Annotated in this window: 17 protein-coding genes, 1 pseudogene and 1 riboswitch; of the genes and pseudogenes, 8 read left to right on the plus strand and 10 right to left on the minus strand. The window is 41.4% G+C overall.

Annotated elements, in window-relative coordinates; all coding sequences use genetic code 11:
• Positions 1-245 precede the first annotated feature (245 nt).
• The 3 genes from EEL30_09645 (at position 246) to motB (ending at position 4124) form a co-directional block, all read left to right on the plus strand.
• Entirely contained in the window at positions 246-2330 is a 2085-nt protein-coding gene (locus EEL30_09645) for a DUF1343 domain-containing protein (GenBank protein QDX92562.1), read from the plus strand.
• Between the two features lie 203 nt (positions 2331-2533).
• A complete protein-coding gene (motA, locus tag EEL30_09650) occupies positions 2534-3337 on the plus strand; it encodes a flagellar motor protein MotA (GenBank protein ID QDX92563.1) in 804 nt (267 codons plus the stop codon).
• On the plus strand, positions 3330-4124 hold the full coding sequence (gene motB / locus EEL30_09655; protein QDX92564.1) for a flagellar motor protein MotB: 795 nt from the start codon (positions 3330-3332) through the stop codon (positions 4122-4124). Before motA ends, motB begins: the two co-directional genes overlap by 8 nt.
• Before the next feature lie 89 nt (positions 4125-4213).
• Here the strand turns inward: motB and EEL30_09660 are convergent, their stop codons facing one another.
• Positions 4214-4309: a hypothetical protein gene (locus EEL30_09660; GenBank protein QDX95722.1), complete on the minus strand. Its 96-nt coding sequence runs from the start codon at positions 4307-4309 to the stop codon at positions 4214-4216.
• 790 nt (positions 4310-5099) lie between these two features.
• The gene (locus tag EEL30_09665; protein ID QDX95723.1) at positions 5100-5717 is read right to left on the minus strand and encodes an amino acid transporter; all 618 of its coding nucleotides are present in this window, start codon (positions 5715-5717) and stop codon (positions 5100-5102) included.
• Between EEL30_09665 and EEL30_09670 the strand changes: the two are divergent.
• Positions 5647-6745: pseudogene (locus tag EEL30_09670) on the plus strand (PLP-dependent aminotransferase family protein). The gene EEL30_09665 and the pseudogene EEL30_09670 sit on opposite strands and share 71 nt — an antisense overlap.
• 80 nt (positions 6746-6825) lie before the next feature.
• The gene (locus tag EEL30_09675) at positions 6826-7056 is read left to right on the plus strand and encodes a DUF1450 domain-containing protein (protein ID QDX92565.1); all 231 of its coding nucleotides are present in this window, start codon (positions 6826-6828) and stop codon (positions 7054-7056) included.
• 101 nt (positions 7057-7157) lie between these two features.
• On the opposite strand, the gene EEL30_09680 is transcribed toward EEL30_09675, so the two are convergent.
• The 4 genes from EEL30_09680 to EEL30_09695 form a co-directional block, all read right to left on the minus strand.
• Positions 7158-8405 carry a site-2 protease family protein gene (locus EEL30_09680; GenBank protein ID QDX92566.1) on the minus strand — a complete coding sequence of 416 codons (1248 nt, stop codon included), beginning with the start codon at positions 8403-8405 and terminating at the stop codon, positions 7158-7160.
• A 68-nt stretch (positions 8406-8473) separates the two neighbouring features.
• On the minus strand, positions 8474-8773 hold the full coding sequence (locus EEL30_09685) for a (Fe-S)-binding protein (GenBank protein QDX92567.1): 300 nt from the start codon (positions 8771-8773) through the stop codon (positions 8474-8476).
• 95 nt (positions 8774-8868) lie between these two features.
• Positions 8869-9222: a DUF3905 domain-containing protein gene (locus tag EEL30_09690; protein QDX92568.1), complete on the minus strand. Its 354-nt coding sequence runs from the start codon at positions 9220-9222 to the stop codon at positions 8869-8871.
• Positions 9223-9265: 43 nt separating this feature from the next.
• A complete protein-coding gene (locus tag EEL30_09695; GenBank protein ID QDX92569.1) occupies positions 9266-9397 on the minus strand; it encodes a spore protein in 132 nt (43 codons plus the stop codon).
• Positions 9398-9487: 90 nt separating this feature from the next.
• On the opposite strand from EEL30_09695, the gene EEL30_09700 reads away from it, so the two are divergent.
• Entirely contained in the window at positions 9488-9769 is a 282-nt protein-coding gene (locus EEL30_09700; protein QDX92570.1) for a DUF3886 domain-containing protein, read from the plus strand.
• Positions 9770-9979: 210 nt separating this feature from the next.
• Here EEL30_09700 and EEL30_09705 read toward each other — a convergent pair whose 3' ends face one another.
• The 4 genes from EEL30_09705 to EEL30_09720 all read right to left on the minus strand — a co-directional run bounded on the left by EEL30_09705 (position 9980) and on the right by EEL30_09720 (position 13812).
• Positions 9980-10420 carry a hypothetical protein gene (locus EEL30_09705; protein QDX92571.1) on the minus strand — a complete coding sequence of 147 codons (441 nt, stop codon included), beginning with the start codon at positions 10418-10420 and terminating at the stop codon, positions 9980-9982.
• Positions 10421-10622: 202 nt separating this feature from the next.
• Complete coding sequence (locus EEL30_09710) at positions 10623-11813, minus strand: FtsX-like permease family protein (protein ID QDX92572.1); 1191 nt, start codon at positions 11811-11813, stop codon at positions 10623-10625.
• Positions 11810-12532 (minus strand): ABC transporter ATP-binding protein, encoded by a 723-nt coding sequence (locus tag EEL30_09715; protein ID QDX92573.1) that lies wholly within the window; start codon positions 12530-12532, stop codon positions 11810-11812. The genes EEL30_09710 and EEL30_09715 overlap by 4 nt, the downstream gene beginning before the upstream one ends.
• Positions 12533-12546: 14 nt before the next feature.
• Entirely contained in the window at positions 12547-13812 is a 1266-nt protein-coding gene (locus EEL30_09720) for an efflux RND transporter periplasmic adaptor subunit (protein QDX92574.1), read from the minus strand.
• A gap of 242 nt (positions 13813-14054) precedes the next feature.
• Here EEL30_09720 and EEL30_09725 point away from each other — a divergent pair, with 242 nt between their 5' ends.
• Positions 14055-15413 (plus strand): glucose-6-phosphate isomerase, encoded by a 1359-nt coding sequence (locus tag EEL30_09725; protein QDX92575.1) that lies wholly within the window; start codon positions 14055-14057, stop codon positions 15411-15413.
• A 3-nt stretch (positions 15414-15416) separates the two neighbouring features.
• On the plus strand, positions 15417-15647 hold the full coding sequence (locus EEL30_09730) for a DNA-binding protein (GenBank protein ID QDX92576.1): 231 nt from the start codon (positions 15417-15419) through the stop codon (positions 15645-15647).
• A gap of 10 nt (positions 15648-15657) precedes the next feature.
• A riboswitch (TPP riboswitch) is annotated at positions 15658-15769 on the plus strand.
• The last annotated feature ends 54 nt before the right edge of the window (positions 15770-15823 follow it).

Consider the following 15823-nt stretch of genomic DNA (forward strand, 5'->3'; position numbering starts at 1 on the left):
AGTATCGCTTGTTCATAGACAATATGTGACAAGGACAAAAACGGCTGGCTTAGATGTCAAGATCAGTCGTTTTTTTACTCGTTACTAATGGATTTTTCAGCAAAATAAAACGTTTTACCCAAGTTTTACAATAATCGACTTATTTTTTCCCATTAACTGAAACTATTTGTTAAAAATAGAGTCTCATTTAATAGAAGTTTATTCATATATTTCGCAATCATTTCGTAGGAAGGAATTTATAAATTATGCGCAAAGGTATACTTTTTCTCACATGTCTGATTATGCTGATGCTCGTCTCAGATCGAAATTCCTATGCGAATCCGCCAAGTATCAGGCTGGGTAATGATGTACTAATAACTAAGTATCATCATCTCATTGACGGGAAAAGGATCGGGTTGATTACCAACCAAACAGGAATTAACAGTCAAGGACAAAGCATTATTACCGTTCTGGCCAATTATCATAATGCTACATTGGCGGCTTTATATGGACCAGAGCATGGAATAGATGGGCAGGCTTCGGCTGGAGCCTATGTGGAATCTTATATACATAAAGATTGGAATATTCCTGTCTACAGCTTATATGGTAAAACCAGAAAGCCAACCCCAAATATGCTAAAAAATGTTGATGTCTTGTTGTATGACATGCAGGGTATAGGAGCGAGAACCTACATGGATATATCCACATTGCGTGATGCGATGGAGGCGGCAAAAGAGAATAACAAACCACTGATTGTTCTGGATCGTCCCAATCCGTTAGGTGGAAAAATTGTTGATGGTCCAGTACTAGAGCCTCCTTACCCAAGTTTCGTTGGTGTGGATGAATTACCATTAGCACACGGAATGACGATAGGGGAAATAGCACAGTACTTTAACAGAAAAACGGGTGCTCATCTAACCATTATCCCTATGGATTACTATGCAAGAGGTATGATCTTTCAGGATACTGGACTTAAATGGGTGCAAAGCTCCCCACGAGTTCCGGGACTAGCTTCTGCCTTTGGCTATCTAGCAACGGGACTGGGAGAAGGGATAGGATTAAAGAACGCGGACAACTTTAAATGGGTGGGAGCAGATGGCATTCCAGCAAATCAATTGGCTAAGATGCTAAACGATGCAGATTTGCCAGGAGTTATGTTTGTTCCAGAGATGAAAGGATCCGCTGGTGGTGTTCGTTTGCAAATTACCGATTACCATTCCTTCAATCCAGCGCGCACAGGGATCTATGTCTTGGCATACGCGAACCAACTAACTTCGTCTGTTGTGAAAAGTAATGATAAGTCATTAAATATAGCTCAATTTGACAAAATAATGGGGAGTAGCGAACTTAGAGAAGCCTTAGCACGCCAGGCGTCCCCGAAAGAACTTGAAGCGTTGTACGCTCCTTTGGTCAATTCATTTAGAATGGAGCGCTTGCCTTATTTGATTTACGAGGATATTGGCAAAGAATATATGGGAGCTATTGTCGATTCAGGTAAAAGAGCGACGGTTGAACCAAAGCCAGACACAACGAAACCCGTAACCAAACCGAAACCGAAACCAGTTACAACGACTCCGGTACCAAAACCGACGCCAAAACCAGATGTAACGACACCTGTACCAAATCCGGAGCCAAAACCAGATACAACGACGCCGACACCAAATCCGGGCACGACAACCACGAAACCGGTATCTACTCCAAAGGTAGCGCATCTTACCTTTGATGATGGCCCGTCTAATGTTACTGTTCAAATTCTGGATGTTTTAAAGCAACATAATATTAAAGCAACGTTCTTTGTTTTAGGACGTAATGTTAAAGGAAATGAAGCGATTTTGAAAAGAATGGTGGCAGAGGGTCATGCCATTGGTAACCATACGTTTTCCCATGATTACAACAAAATTTATAAAAACCCTCAGGCTTTCTTTACTGATTTAAAACAAGCAGAAGTAGAAATACAGAAAATTACCGGCCAAAAACCAAGTATGATTCGTTTTCCTGGCGGTAGCAACAATGGTGTTAGTAAGAAAGCACAAGATGCTACTGTCTATGGAGCCAACAAATGGGTCATGAATGATATTGTGAAAGAAGTCAAGAAACAAGGATATTCTTATTTTGATTGGAATGTTAGTTCGGGGGATGCCAGATCCAATAGCTATTCACCGCAAGAAGTCATAAATAACGTGAAGCATGGTAGTGCAAACAAGCATGAGGTTGTTATCCTTATGCATGATACTAAGGCAAAAGAGAGTACATTGAAAGCTTTGCCACAGGTGATTGCAGATTTGCAAAAGCAAGGATTTACATTCGATGCTCTGGAACCTACAAGTACGACAGTGCAATTCTTAAAATAAGAACATGCGTAAAAGCCCAGGGTGCTTTATCAAAATCCCTGGGGTTTTTTGTCTGAAAAACGCTAAAAAACGACTGAAACGTGAACGAGAGTTTATTTATAACGGAAAAATGTCGTTATCTGACAAGTTATACTCATACTTGCTGGCTTGTTTACCGAAATAAGAAATAGGGATATTATTTTCGGGGAATAGGGAGTGTCTTGATGGATAAGTCTTCTGTAATAGGAATTATTCTTGGGTTCTTGGCTGTCTTTGTTGGGATGTACTTAAAGGGAGCTAGTCTTGGTGCTCTAATTAACCCAGCTGCTTTTCTGATAATTATTGCCGGAACGGTTGCTACTATTTTTATAGGCTTCCCTATGGTAGAGATAAAAAGGATTCCCAAGATCACGAAAATCCTTTTTACTAATCAGAAGGAGCCCGATAAGCGTGAACTGATAAGCCAATTCATGACGTGGGCAGGCATCGCCAGACGTGAAGGATTGCTAGCTTTGGAAAATACAGCAGATGAGATTCAGGACCCGTTTTTACGCAATGGTATGAAGATGATTATTGACGGTGGGGAACCTGAATTTGTACGCGATGTCCTGGATGAAGAAATTAATGCTATGGAAGAGCGTCATTTAAGTGGTGCGCTTATTTTTACTCAGGCAGGTACGTATGCGCCAACGCTAGGGGTACTGGGAGCGGTTGTTGGTTTGATCGCGGCATTGGGAAACCTCGCCGATGTAGAGGCATTGGGACACTCTATCGCGGCGGCTTTTATCGCGACGTTGCTGGGTATTTTCACAGGTTACGTTTTATGGCATCCCTTTGCTAACAAATTAAAACGTAAATCACAACGCGAAGTTGAAGTAAAACGAATCATGATCGAAGGATTGCTATCCATTCAGGCGGGGGTTTCTCCGACTGCTATCGAGCAAAAACTGCTGGTATATATCCCAGTTGTTGAACGACATGCAGTGAAAGAGGGATCTAACGAGGAGGGAGTAGGCTTTAATGGCTAAACGCAAAAAGAAGCATGAAGAGCATATTGATGAAACATGGCTCATTCCTTATTCGGATTTGCTAACCTTGCTATTAGCCCTCTTTATCGTATTGTTTGCGGCTAGCTCCGTTGATGCCAAGAAGTTTAGCCAATTGGCTGCGTCGTTTAATGCAGCTCTAAATGGCGGAGTCAGTGTACTAGATTTCCCTTCTCCGGTTGAGCCAATTACTCAAGAAGAGCAATCCCTCATGAAGCCTGGAGGAAATGAGCAGATTGTTGACAAGAATAAGTATGAACAACAAATGAAATATCTGCAGGAAACCGAGAAGCTGGATCAGCTTAAAAAACAGTTGGACGCTTACTTGGAATCTAACAATCTTACAGGCAAATTGCATACAAAAGTGACAGATGAGGGTTTATTAATCACGATTATGGACAATGCTCTTTTTGCATCAGGCAGTGCAAAGGTGAAAGTGGAAGCAAGGAATTTGGCATCTGAGATTTCGAAGTTATTGGAGCCAGATGGAAGACGCGTAACAGTTTCTGGTCACACGGATACTGTACCGATCAGAAATAGCCAATTCTCGTCTAACTGGGAACTTAGTTCTCAGCGTGCTTTAAATTTTATGACCATCCTATTGGAAAATAAAAAGCTGGACCCTCGCAAGTTTAGCGCGCGTGCTTTTGGTGAATTCCAGCCAGTAGCTACCAACCAAACGAATGATGGTCGGGCAACGAACCGCCGTGTAGAAGTGGCAATCCTGCGTAACTTTGAGAAGGAAAAAGGCAGTGAAATGCACAAATAAGATCGTATAAGAATTAAATCTGAGTAAAACAAACAAAAAGGCCGCCAAGAGTGGACTTACCCCTGTCAAGTAGACAGCATTAAAAAAGCCTAAGCAGCCAGTGTGTTCCGGTATTCGACCGGGGCACACTGGTTTAGTTTTTTCTGAAATCGTTCATGGTTATAAAACCATATGTACTTTTCAATGACTGCTTAGACGTGTATTGGAAGCCCTGATCAGAATGCAGGATGGCTTCCTGCACGTCTCTTTGTTTTGCTAACTGCTCCAGAGTATCTAAAACAAGTTTTAAATCATTCCGATGGGAAACCTTTCAGGAAACAACCTCCTTGTTAAAGAGATCTTGGATTACCGATAGGTAATAAAATTGATCGTTCAGTGCTACAAATGTAATATCTGTTACATACAATTGATTTGGTTTTTCGGCTGTGAACTTTCGATTAAGTAAGTTAGGGTAAACCGAAAACCGAGCTACTTTTGAAACCCACCCTCCCCGTGACCATCTCCGTCTCGGTATTTCCTGACCCAATTCTTGATCTGAAAAATCCCCTCCGAGGATAGTGTAGCACCCAACGCTAGGTGGATGGGCTTTTTACACTGTCTACTCAAAGGGGATAATACCAGAGACGGTCTTTTTGTTTTGTTAAAATGAGATAGGAAAATGGATCGGATAGGGCCCATTTTCCTAAACCTTTTTGAATAACCTTTTATGGAATTTTATGAATACGGATAGCGATCTTCTGCTATTCTATAAAACATGAAGAGTTTATCGTTCAACTAAAGTGGTCCAACTGATAGGGGAGGAATTATGAACAGCATTTGGTATTTGCTACTCTTTCTATTCATAATTGGCATGGCTAATCATCTCTATCAGTTACGCCATAATAAGAAGAGTACGTTTGCAAAAGAAGCGTTGTTTCTGTTTTATTTAATAAGTTCGTTGCAACTTATGATCTTTCTTCTATTTGCTGTGTTGCACTAAATAGGGAGCCCAGAGTAAATGAGATAAATCGCGGCTAGCCAGATAAGAATAGCTGCGATTTTATTAATTGTAAGCATGATGCGACCAGTGTTATCTACTTTGCCTAACATTCTACCTGCCCATGCCAATGATAAGAACCAAATCCACGAAATAAGAATGCATGCAACCGTAAAGGCCACTTTCTCATCACCAGTATAAGCTGTTGAGCTGGTTCCGATCACACCAATGGTATCCATAATGGCATGTGGATTTAACAGTGAGACAGATGCTGCGAACATGACCTGCTTTCTCCAGGTAAACGAAGCGTGGGTGGTCACGGTCGCCGCATTGGCCGTAGATATCCAAGTCATATACCCCAAATATAGCAAAAAACAAGCTCCCACTAATACAAAGGCCGTCTTTAGCCATACAATTTTCCACAAAAGCATAGATACTCCTAAGACAGCGAGTAAAATCAAAACCATATCACAAATACTGGCTGTAATAATGGCAGGTAAAGCACGTGTAAATTGCTTATGGGTAGCCCCCTGATTAAAAATAAATATGTTTTGTACACCTAATGGCAAGATTAATCCAAATGCTAGTATCATTCCATGTAACCAAGCGAGTGCCATGTTTCATCACCTCTTTTTTTCTTTGTATGTATCTTACCTAGAGGAATTACTTATGTCTGCATCCAATTTTGCCTTTCAAGTGAATCGCAGTACTGTTGTCGCTGCGATTCAAGAATTGACTGCGGAAGGGCTAATCCAAGGAAAAAGCGGAAAAGGCACTATAGTCGTGCAACAGCCAGATCCGTTCACTACACTTCATTGGCCTAGTTATGTGAATGCCGGCATGTCCCTAACCTTCCTACGATTCAGGAAATTAATCGGTCAGAATTTATTCCTGGCATGATACGTTTGGGAACCGGAGAGCCATCTAGTGATTTATATCCTCATGTCAAAATGAAGCAGGTGCTGGCACAGGTTGCAAAAAAAATCCTTCTCTTGGTTATGAGGAGCCTAAAGGGTTGTACAAGCCCCGTATGGAGGTCAGAAGGCATTTAGCTAATAAGGGAATAGAAGTGAAGCCTTCATGTATTTTGATCGTCTCAGGGGCTTTACAGGGGCTACAGTTGATTTCTATGGGGTTGATGCAGCCTGGAGCAATCATGTTGATGGAAAAACCCTCTTATTTGTACTCGTTAAATCTACTTCCTTCTGCAGGTATTCGAATGCAGGGGATAAAAATGGATGAAGAAGGAATATCCCAACGGGCGCTACTAGCAGGTATACAACAACAGACAACCATTCCTACTTTTCAAAACCCAAGTGGCAAGGTACTAGGTCAAGTTCCTTATCACAATGGACCGTGTACGAGTGGCTGGCAAGCGGGTTGTACGAACAACATTTACTTTATGTCAGAGAGCAATTGCGATATAGAAGAGACTATATGCTAGCTTTGCTTGAACAATATTTTAAAGATTTAGCTACTTGGTCAATTCCAGCAACAATCAATATTAGTAAACCCAGGTAATCTATACGATCCGCTGGACGAAACTCATCTACGACTCTCTTACTCCTACGCCAGCTTCGAGCACATGAAAGTCGGTATGAAGAAGCTGGCACAAATAGTCAGGAACCTGGTGGAATGTCCATGAGGATGTTGCGACAATTGCAAAAAACAGCTATAGTGATTACTGATACACTGGGCTTTCGTCTGTAGAAAGGAACATGTAGAATGTCAAATGATCTACGCATCTGTGATGAGTGCAAAGGATATAATGCCGAAGAATTCGCGGAACGTTTAAAAGAGATGGTTCCGGGTGCGAAAGTAGAAATCGGCTGTCAAAATATGTGCGGTCATTGTTTAAAGCGAGCTTTTATTTATGCAAATGGACGTTGGTTTATTGGAAATAATGAAGAAGAATTAGTAAAAAAAATGCAACCGCACATTAAAAAGAAACAATAGACCGATCATTGCTTCACTCGGTCATTCTCCAAACAAAAAGACAAAATCCCTGCTTGCGATTAAGCGGTGATTTTGTCTTTTTTTTTTCTATCAGCATCTACTTATGTGGTTTTCATTACCTGTCTTAATTCTAATAACATTTGATCGGAATAGAAGTAGAAAGCAGCTAGCAGTCCAGCCAAGACCAGATAAGCAATCAACACTTTCCAACGGGTAGCCGAGTCCGTCTCATAGTAACCAGCATGGCGTTCCAACTCTTTATCCATGTCAGCGAGCTTTGTTTCTGTAATGGATATAGTATGTTGCAGGATTCCAGGCTCTGGCTGATAGGGACCTTGCTCCGCATCGTGAATACGACCCTCAGCCTCTTGATCGTGTTGACTAAAGGCTTGAGCCTCTGTAGTCGATGCGGTAGAATCTGCATATTGATTCCAGGCATTCCGATATTGCTCCTGCTCATGGGCAACCAACAACTCCCAGCGTTTCATAATGAACTGGCGAGTAAGCAGGACTTTTTCATAAGCAAGCTTTTTTTCTTCCTGAAACAAAGGAAACATAAAGGGCTTTTTTTGATGAGGTTGTTGTTGCGCTTGCATGTAATCACGCTGCAGATCATATCTCTCCTGTGATGTTAGAGGTTGATGAATCCAACGTGAAATCTCCTGATACAGCTGCGCCCATTTATCCCGTTCATATTGGAGACGTTTATGTCTGTAATCGCCGGTAAGATGGGACCACCAGGAAAACATACCAAAAATGAAAATAAGCACGATCATAGGGCTTGGCGAAATGAATATAAAAGCCCCAAGAACAAGTAGGCCTAAAAACCAGATGTTAGGGGACAGGACCGCAACGATACGGCCTCCATCAAGTGGAGAGACAGGAAGTAAATTAAACAGATTAATAATCGCTCCCAAATGAATAACTAGTGCCCATAACGGTTCTTCCGTATAGATATATAGCGGAATGGCAGGCAAGAAGGAGATTAACCCGGCTAACGGACCTCCATAGGCTAGGAAAGCTTCTGTTTTTGCATCGCGCGGTAATTCTTTTAAATTAATGAATGCTCCTACAAAAGGAATGAACATCGGCAAGCCCGTGTTGATTCCTTTCATTCGCGCGGCAATTATATGTCCTAATTCATGAATGAAAATCAAATAAATAAGAGCAACTCCAAATTTCCACCCGAATACAAGAGCGTAGAAATAAAGAGCAAATCCCATGCTGATAATGGTTCCGGTGAATTTAAATCCTTTTAAAAAAAGAAAAATAAACTTAAACTTCGTCAATAAAAATACTCCAATCGCTACCAAAATGGAGCGATTTGCATTTTTGGACTTGGCGGACATGGTTTTAATTCCTCCTGGAAATACGTGGTTTCATATTAATACGATTCAACAAGCAGAATGGTTTCCAGTTAAGGTTGCAAGCCTGGATTAGTAAACATAAATCCATATTCTCCTAGCTGTTCATCATATGATAATGTTCCACCATCAAAATACCAGAAATCACTAGGGCGAATGATAAAGCGTAGGCCTGCCACTTCATAAAGGGTATCGTCTGCTTCATACTGATCTTTTTCTACAGCATAAAACAATCCTCCTGTTCCTGGCCCAGAGGTTCTGACATAAAGACGGATGGTTTCACCAGGGGTAAACCCAGCATATTTTTGATACGCCAGGGAGAACTCAGGCGTTATCTTTAGTTGTACATTCATTTTTATCGTTCCTTTCTGTTGCTCCCGGTGCTTTTCTTTATTGTAGCATAAAAAACCAGCATCTTTCCTTTGCTGGGAAAGATGCTGGTATTTATCTAATCGGTGTAATAACTTACGTCTTTATCCAAATGGTCAAACATACCTTTTTCTTTGTGAAGCTGTTTCTTTTCCAATAGCTCACGATTCTCACTGGTGTTCCAACCGATGTCATTGGTTGGATGTACCCACTCTGGACCTGCCATGATAGCAGGGTCGATATTACAAGACCAATGGTTTATAGGGGAATTGGCAGAATTATAGGCACTATCGCCAATAGTAATCCCGTATTGGTTAACAAAGGGAGCCTGCATGGCAATATCGGCCTGCTTAAAATCAGGTGCATTGATTTGATGGGGCATCGTTTGATCAACAGCAAGTGGATTCCTATCAGTTGGAGGCTTGCTTTTCATAGATAAACCTCCTTTATACGACTTGTATGTGTAGTCAAAAAGGTTATCGATTTTCTTTCATGCGTTCTTGTGGCTCGGCGTTAATAGAACCATCGGAGCGCACAGCTTCGGATTGAGATTTAGGACCTTGTGTGTCAGCGGTTTTTCCAAAGTCTTTCGATTTGTTACGTACCATGTTGTATCCCTCCAATGATTTTCTCGCTTGTAGTATGACCGAAAGTGGTACAATAAATGAGAGATAAAGCTGGAAAGGGTGGTATTTACTATGGCAAAAAAACGTGGGAATCGCACACAAAATCATACGAAGCCAGCACAAGATGCTTTGGGTTCGGATCATAAATCAGGAAACAGCTTAAAGGAGCTGCTAGGAGAAAATGCTTTAGGGAAGTTAAAGCAGATGGAAAAGGATTTAAAGGAAGGAAAAGAAAGACAAGCGCGTGAAGAAGCAGAAAAACGTCGTAAAGAACTAGAAGAACGAGAGAAAAATAAAAGCTTTGGCGAGCTTTTGCAGGATTACGAAAAAAAGGGAGGCGGCAAGTACTCTTGAAACCAGAAGAACGACGTCCAGACACCTCTAAAAATGGAATGATGAAAAAGACCAGTCTAAAGGTGCGGGAAGAATCTATACGTGAGCGAGGACGCTCCATTGTAGACAGGCTAAATACGCGAAAAATGCGTGAGGAAGACACAAAAAAATAGGATTACCTATCATTCATAAGAAAAAGCCCGCATATATTCGCGGGCTTTTCCATTTATATTAGCCAAAAATGATATGGCTTGGTTTTTGTGTTGGAGCTTCTTTTGTGGTTTCTGGAAGTACGTTTGGATAGAATTTTTTAATAGAATCATCGCCAGATACTGGAGCTGCTTGTGCTGCTGGTATCATCGCTGGAAAGAACTTTTGAATGCTTCCTGCCGCTGGCTGATCAGCTTGAGGTGCCACAGGCATCATAGCTGGGTAAAACTTCGTGATGTTTGAATCCATCACATTGTTTTGCTGTTGAGTAGTTGGAGTCATTGCTGGAAAGAATTTTTCGATAGCTTTGTCAGCTACTGGTACAGCTACTGTTTGAGCTGTGTTAGCAGGTAATTGAAACAAAAATTTGTTCCCTTCATTTGCTTCTGCCGCAAAAGCAGAGCTTACCAGCATTAAAGATCCTACGACAGCTACTCCTAGAGTTAACATACTTTTTTTCATGTTGAGTCCCTCTTTTCATTTCTCTCTTTTTAGTTTGACTGGTCAGTACAAAAACCTTACACCTTTATTTTAGTTAATTTATCCAATTTGTAAAGGGGTTTTATAAAAATCGAAAAAATCTGTAAATTAACAACAAAAAACAGGCTGCTTCCCTTAGGATTCAGCCTGTTCAGTATTATATTTTTGTAATTACTCTAAGAATTTATTCGTAACGTAACGCTTCAATGGCATCCAGCTTGGCTGCTTTGTTTGCAGGATAGATTCCAAAGAAAATCCCGATTGCACTGGAAAAACCAAATGCGATAAGAATACTCTCCCAAGATGTAACAGGAGGCATACCTGCGAAGGAGATAATAATGGAGGCTAGTCCAAGACCAAGACCTACCCCTACACTACCACCAATTAAGCAGACAATAATGGATTCGATCAAAAATTGGGTAAGAATATCCCGTTTTTTGGCACCTAAGGCTTTGCGAATCCCAATCTCGCGTGTACGTTCTGTAACAGAGACTAGCATGATGTTCATAACCCCGATACCACCAACTAATAGGGAAATCCCAGCGATAACGGAGAAGACCATCGTTAGCATGTCAAGCATTTTAGTGATTTCTTTTAGGTCATCCGCACTGTTTTTCACCATATAATGATCTTCATGCTTATGAACACGATTTAGATATTGCTTGGTGAAATCCATAGCGGATTCAATCGTAGCATTTGATTTTGCTTGAATGTGGAACATGCTTACGGCTGCTTTTTCATTATGATTCAAGTAAGTTCGTGCAGGCATGTAAACGATATCCTGCATGCCACCACCCATAAAGCCTTGCATATCATTTTTTAGTATCCCAATGACTACAAAGGAGGCATCTGACATGTAAATACGATTTCCTACAGCATTTCCTTGAGGAAACAATTTATCAGCTAAACCTTTGTCTAATACAACGACGTCGCGTTGCTCTTTGTCGTCATCTCTGGTGTAGAAACGACCTTTTTCAATCTTATAGCTTGTATTTATTTCTAAAAGATTTGCTGTTGTACCAAATACTTGAGCGCTGATATCTTTTTTCTTATCCTTAATGGTTCCACCGCCATAGATTTGAGCCATGACATTTTTTATGTAAGGATTAATTCTTTCCAACGTATCGGCATCATCAAGAGTCAAATCATCTTCACTAGTTGGTTCGTTAGTCTGCCAGCTTACCATCGCGGTAAATTTTGCGTCCGCAACATTTCCAAACTGACTTGTCATCATGGCTTTTCCGCCTTTACCCATGGTCATGATGGCAATAACGGAAGCGATACCGATAATAATACCTAACATTGTTAAAATGGAACGCAATTTATTAGACCAGATACCATCGATGGCAATTCGAAAGCTCTCTATGAGGTTCATGTAGTGAACACCTCGTTTTCATCTGCGACAGCAAAGAGTCGTTCTTCTACCTTTTCATCTTTAATGATCACACCATCTTTGAAGACAACAATACGTTCTGCGTGTTGAGCTGTATCCAATTCATGCGTAACCAGAATGATGGTAACACCTTGTGCATGTAATTCCTGAAAAATAGCCATAACTTCTGTTGTAGAGCGGCTATCCAAGTTCCCAGTTGGTTCGTCCGCCAGTAAAATAGCAGGTCGGTTAACTAGAGAGCGTGCGATGGCTACACGCTGTTTTTGACCACCAGACATCTGTGGTGGCTTGTGATCCATGCGCTCTTTTAGACCTACACTAATGAGAGCTTCTTCTGCACGTTTTTTACGTTCACTAGCAGAGATGCCTGCATAAAGCATGGGCAATTCTACATTGCGAGCCGCAGAAATACGTGGCAATAGATTAAACGCCTGAAAGACGAAACCAATCTTTTGATTTCGAAGATCAGCTTGTTGGTTTTCATTTAACTTGGTGACTTCTACCCCATCCAGTACATAAGAACCGGAAGAGGGACGATCCAGACAACCCAGCATATTCATAAATGTGGATTTACCTGAACCAGAAGGCCCCATGATTGCAACGAACTCGCCCTTATTAACGGTAAAATTAACTCCTTTAAGGATGGGAAGTTCAGAATCACCGTTCATAAAGGTCTTGCGAATATCAGTAACGGTTAACATCAGTCTCCCTCCTTCTATACAGCTCCAGGTATGCCAGCTTCCATTGTCATAACAGGAATGCCTTCCATTAAATCAACAGAAGGACTGCTGATCACGTTGTCTCCCTCATTTAGACCGCTAGTGATTTCTACATTCAAGTCGCTTTCCGTTCCTGTTTTTACAGGACGCTTTTTCGCCATACCGTCTTCTACTACCCATACGAATGAACCGCTTGGATCATTAACAACAGCTTGGAAAGGTACAACAAGAATGTTGGCTTTGTTCGTGATCATAATGTCTACATCTACATTAAAGCCAGGTTTTAGCACCGAGATGGCTTGATCTAATTCTAATGTTACATTTACTTTGGTTTTTCCGGTTGTTTCGCCTTTTTGAAGCTTGGTTGCCAGAGGTGAGATACGGGTTACTGTAGCTTCCGCTTTTTCCTTACCCATGGAAGTACCACTTACTAATGCTTTTTGGCCTATTTTAATATCTTTTACATCTGACTCGTTAATGTCTGCTACTACTTGTAATTTGGACAAGTCACCCATCGTAATAATTTCTGTACCTTTGGTGACAGCTTGACCATTTTTAGCATTCACTTTCAAAACCGTGCCTGTAAATGGAGCTACGACAGTGGTTTGAGAGCTTTGTTTAGCCAACTCTGCTTTTTTTACATTCAACTGATTAATTTGTGCTTGAACAGTAGCAATATCCGTACTCTTTGGACCTTTTTTGTTCAGGGCTAGTTCGCTTTGGGACACTTTAAGAGATGATTGCGCTTGAGATAAGGAATCCTTAGCCTTGTCCAATTCGGTTGCTGGAGAAGCACCAGCCTCGACCATTTGTTTTGTACGGTTGTATTCCTTCTCAGCAGAAGCAACCTTGTCTTTCTCTTGACGAACACGCTCTTCTTGTTGTGCAATTGTTTCTGGCTCTTTGCCTGATTTCACACGACTTAATTCGGCTTGCTGCGAAGCGATCTGCGCATTAATGGATGCGATTTCGCTTGACAGATCGGTTACATCAATACTACCGATCACTTGATTTGCAGTAACATTGTCACCCTCTTCTACCTTAAATTGCAACAGTGTCCCATTATTTGGGGAGAAGAGAGTAACCTCTTGTTTCGCTTTGACCATTCCTGATGCCATTACCTTATTTTCAATGCTTCCTTTTGCAACAGAAGTGACGGAAACAGGAAGGCCCGTTGCGTCGACAGCGGTAAATTTGAAATAACCATAGGCGCCGACTACTAATACTCCAGCTGCAATAACACCCCACCAACGTTTCTTCATAAATGCCTCCTCAAAAATATCTTTACAAAGGATTTACGCATCAAGTCCTAAATAGTTACAAAAAGTTAGGTTTTTTTTGTAAATCTTAAAGAATGATAATATTATAATAATTTTAAGAAAAGACTGATTTTCAAAATGACGCGATTCCGTTAAAATCTGCGTGATAGAATAGAGAGGATATCGCGTACAATAGAAACATCTAGTCATTCAGATGTTTAACTTACGATTCAGGGGGAATTACAGTGACAAAAGCGATCCGTTTTAGTTATGACAAGTCATTGCCATTCGTTTCAGAACACGAGATGCACCATTTAGAAGCAGCTGTAAAGCTAGCGCATCAGCAATTACATGAGGGTACTGGGGCTGGTAGCGACTATCTAGGCTGGGTAGACTTACCGGATACATACGATAAAGAGGAATACGCACGCATCAAAGCCGCTGCGGAAAAAATCAAAACTGATTCTGATGTATTGCTGGTAATCGGTATCGGTGGCTCTTATCTGGGTGCTAAAGCAGTAATAGACGTGCTAGGGCACACATTCTACAACTCCTTGACAAAAGAGCAACGCAAAACACCTGAAATTTATTTCGTGGGTAATAACATTAGCCCTGTCTATTTGACTCACCTCATGCAGGTCATTGAAGGCAAAGAAGTATCTGTGAACGTCATTTCCAAATCAGGAACAACAACAGAGCCAGCCATCGCTTTCCGTATTTTCCGTGAGTTCATGGAGAAAAAGTATGGGAAAGAAGAAGCACGTAAGCGTATTTATGCAACAACTGATAAAGCGCGTGGAGCTTTGAAGCAAGTAGCAATGGAAGAAGGCTACGAGAGCTTTGTTATTCCAGATAACGTTGGTGGACGTTTCTCTGTTTTGACTGCAGTAGGATTGTTGCCTATCGCTGTATCTGGAGCAGATATCGATGCATTGATGAGTGGGGCACAATCGGCACGTGAGCGCTACATGAACCCAGCTATTGGGGAAAATGAATGCTACCAGTATGCTGCTATCCGAAATTGCTTATTACGAAAAGGCAAGCAAATAGAGATGCTGGTAAGCTATGAACCTCAATTCCATTATTTCAACGAATGGTGGAAACAACTATTTGGAGAATCTGAAGGCAAGGATGGTCGTGGTATTTTCCCGGCTGCTGCTGACTTCTCGGCTGACCTGCACTCTATGGGGCAGTTTATTCAAGATGGTTCTCGTAATTTGTTTGAAACGGTACTTTCTGTAGCGCAACCAGCAACTGACGTTGAAATCATGCTAGATGCTGCAAATTTGGATGGTCTGAACTTCCTGAGTGGAAAAGGCATGGACTTCGTTAACAAAAAAGCAATGGAAGGCACTATCTTGGCGCACATGGATGGGGGCGTTCCCAATCTGGTAGTTGAATTGCCTGAACTATCGGCGTATCATATTGGTGAGCTTCTTTATTTCTTTGAAAAAGCATGCGGCATCAGCGGTTATCTGCTAGGTGTAAATCCATTTGATCAGCCTGGCGTTGAGGCTTATAAAGCGAACATGTTCGCGCTACTTGGCAAGCCAGGTTTTGAAAAGCAGAAAGCTGAGCTGGAGGCCCGCCTAAAAGGACAGTAAACCATGTATTTAAGTGTTAAGGAAACAGCTGCTTATCTAGATATGCCTGAATGGTTTATACGGGAAAAGATAGCAGAGAAACGGATCCGTGCCGTCCATAATGGGGAGGACTACTTTATTAATAAAGAACAGTTTACCTACCATATGGAAGAGCTAGAGAGATTGAAGGCTTTTGAAGAGGCGGAGAAGTTTGAGCCGATTCCCGAGAGCTATGATTACAAAGACGAAGACTAATAACTTCATATTGATCTACTGGGGGAGTCCTGACTTGCAGGGCTGAGAGGACAGAGCGTGTCTGTTGACCCTTTTTACCTGATCCAGATCATGCTGGCGCAGGGAAGTGGCTAGATTTGGTGTTGGTTATTCACCCACTTTTCCTATGCGGAGAAGTGGGTTTTTTCATTTCTTTG

This window comes from Brevibacillus laterosporus, assembly GCA_007833815.1.
In the GTDB taxonomy this organism is placed as follows: Bacteria; Bacillota; Bacilli; order Brevibacillales; family Brevibacillaceae; genus Brevibacillus_B; species Brevibacillus_B laterosporus_D.

Bases quoted from the DNA above. Each gene is read 5' to 3' on its own strand.
- EEL30_09645 (QDX92562.1), top strand. From the start codon at position 246: ATGCGCAAAGGTATACTTTTTCTCACATGTCTGATTATGCTGATGCTC.
- motA (QDX92563.1), top strand. From the start codon at position 2,534: ATGGATAAGTCTTCTGTAATAGGAATTATTCTTGGGTTCTTGGCTGTC.
- motB (QDX92564.1), top strand. From the start codon at position 3,330: ATGGCTAAACGCAAAAAGAAGCATGAAGAGCATATTGATGAAACATGG.
- EEL30_09665 (QDX95723.1), bottom strand. From the start codon at position 5,717: ATGGCACTCGCTTGGTTACATGGAATGATACTAGCATTTGGATTAATC.
- EEL30_09675 (QDX92565.1), top strand. From the start codon at position 6,826: ATGTCAAATGATCTACGCATCTGTGATGAGTGCAAAGGATATAATGCC.
- EEL30_09680 (QDX92566.1), bottom strand. From the start codon at position 8,405: ATGTCCGCCAAGTCCAAAAATGCAAATCGCTCCATTTTGGTAGCGATT.
- EEL30_09685 (QDX92567.1), bottom strand. From the start codon at position 8,773: ATGAATGTACAACTAAAGATAACGCCTGAGTTCTCCCTGGCGTATCAA.
- EEL30_09690 (QDX92568.1), bottom strand. From the start codon at position 9,222: ATGAAAAGCAAGCCTCCAACTGATAGGAATCCACTTGCTGTTGATCAA.
- EEL30_09695 (QDX92569.1), bottom strand. From the start codon at position 9,397: ATGGTACGTAACAAATCGAAAGACTTTGGAAAAACCGCTGACACACAA.
- EEL30_09700 (QDX92570.1), top strand. From the start codon at position 9,488: ATGGCAAAAAAACGTGGGAATCGCACACAAAATCATACGAAGCCAGCA.
- EEL30_09705 (QDX92571.1), bottom strand. From the start codon at position 10,420: ATGAAAAAAAGTATGTTAACTCTAGGAGTAGCTGTCGTAGGATCTTTA.
- EEL30_09710 (QDX92572.1), bottom strand. From the start codon at position 11,813: ATGAACCTCATAGAGAGCTTTCGAATTGCCATCGATGGTATCTGGTCT.
- EEL30_09715 (QDX92573.1), bottom strand. From the start codon at position 12,532: ATGTTAACCGTTACTGATATTCGCAAGACCTTTATGAACGGTGATTCT.
- EEL30_09720 (QDX92574.1), bottom strand. From the start codon at position 13,812: ATGAAGAAACGTTGGTGGGGTGTTATTGCAGCTGGAGTATTAGTAGTC.
- EEL30_09730 (QDX92576.1), top strand. From the start codon at position 15,417: ATGTATTTAAGTGTTAAGGAAACAGCTGCTTATCTAGATATGCCTGAA.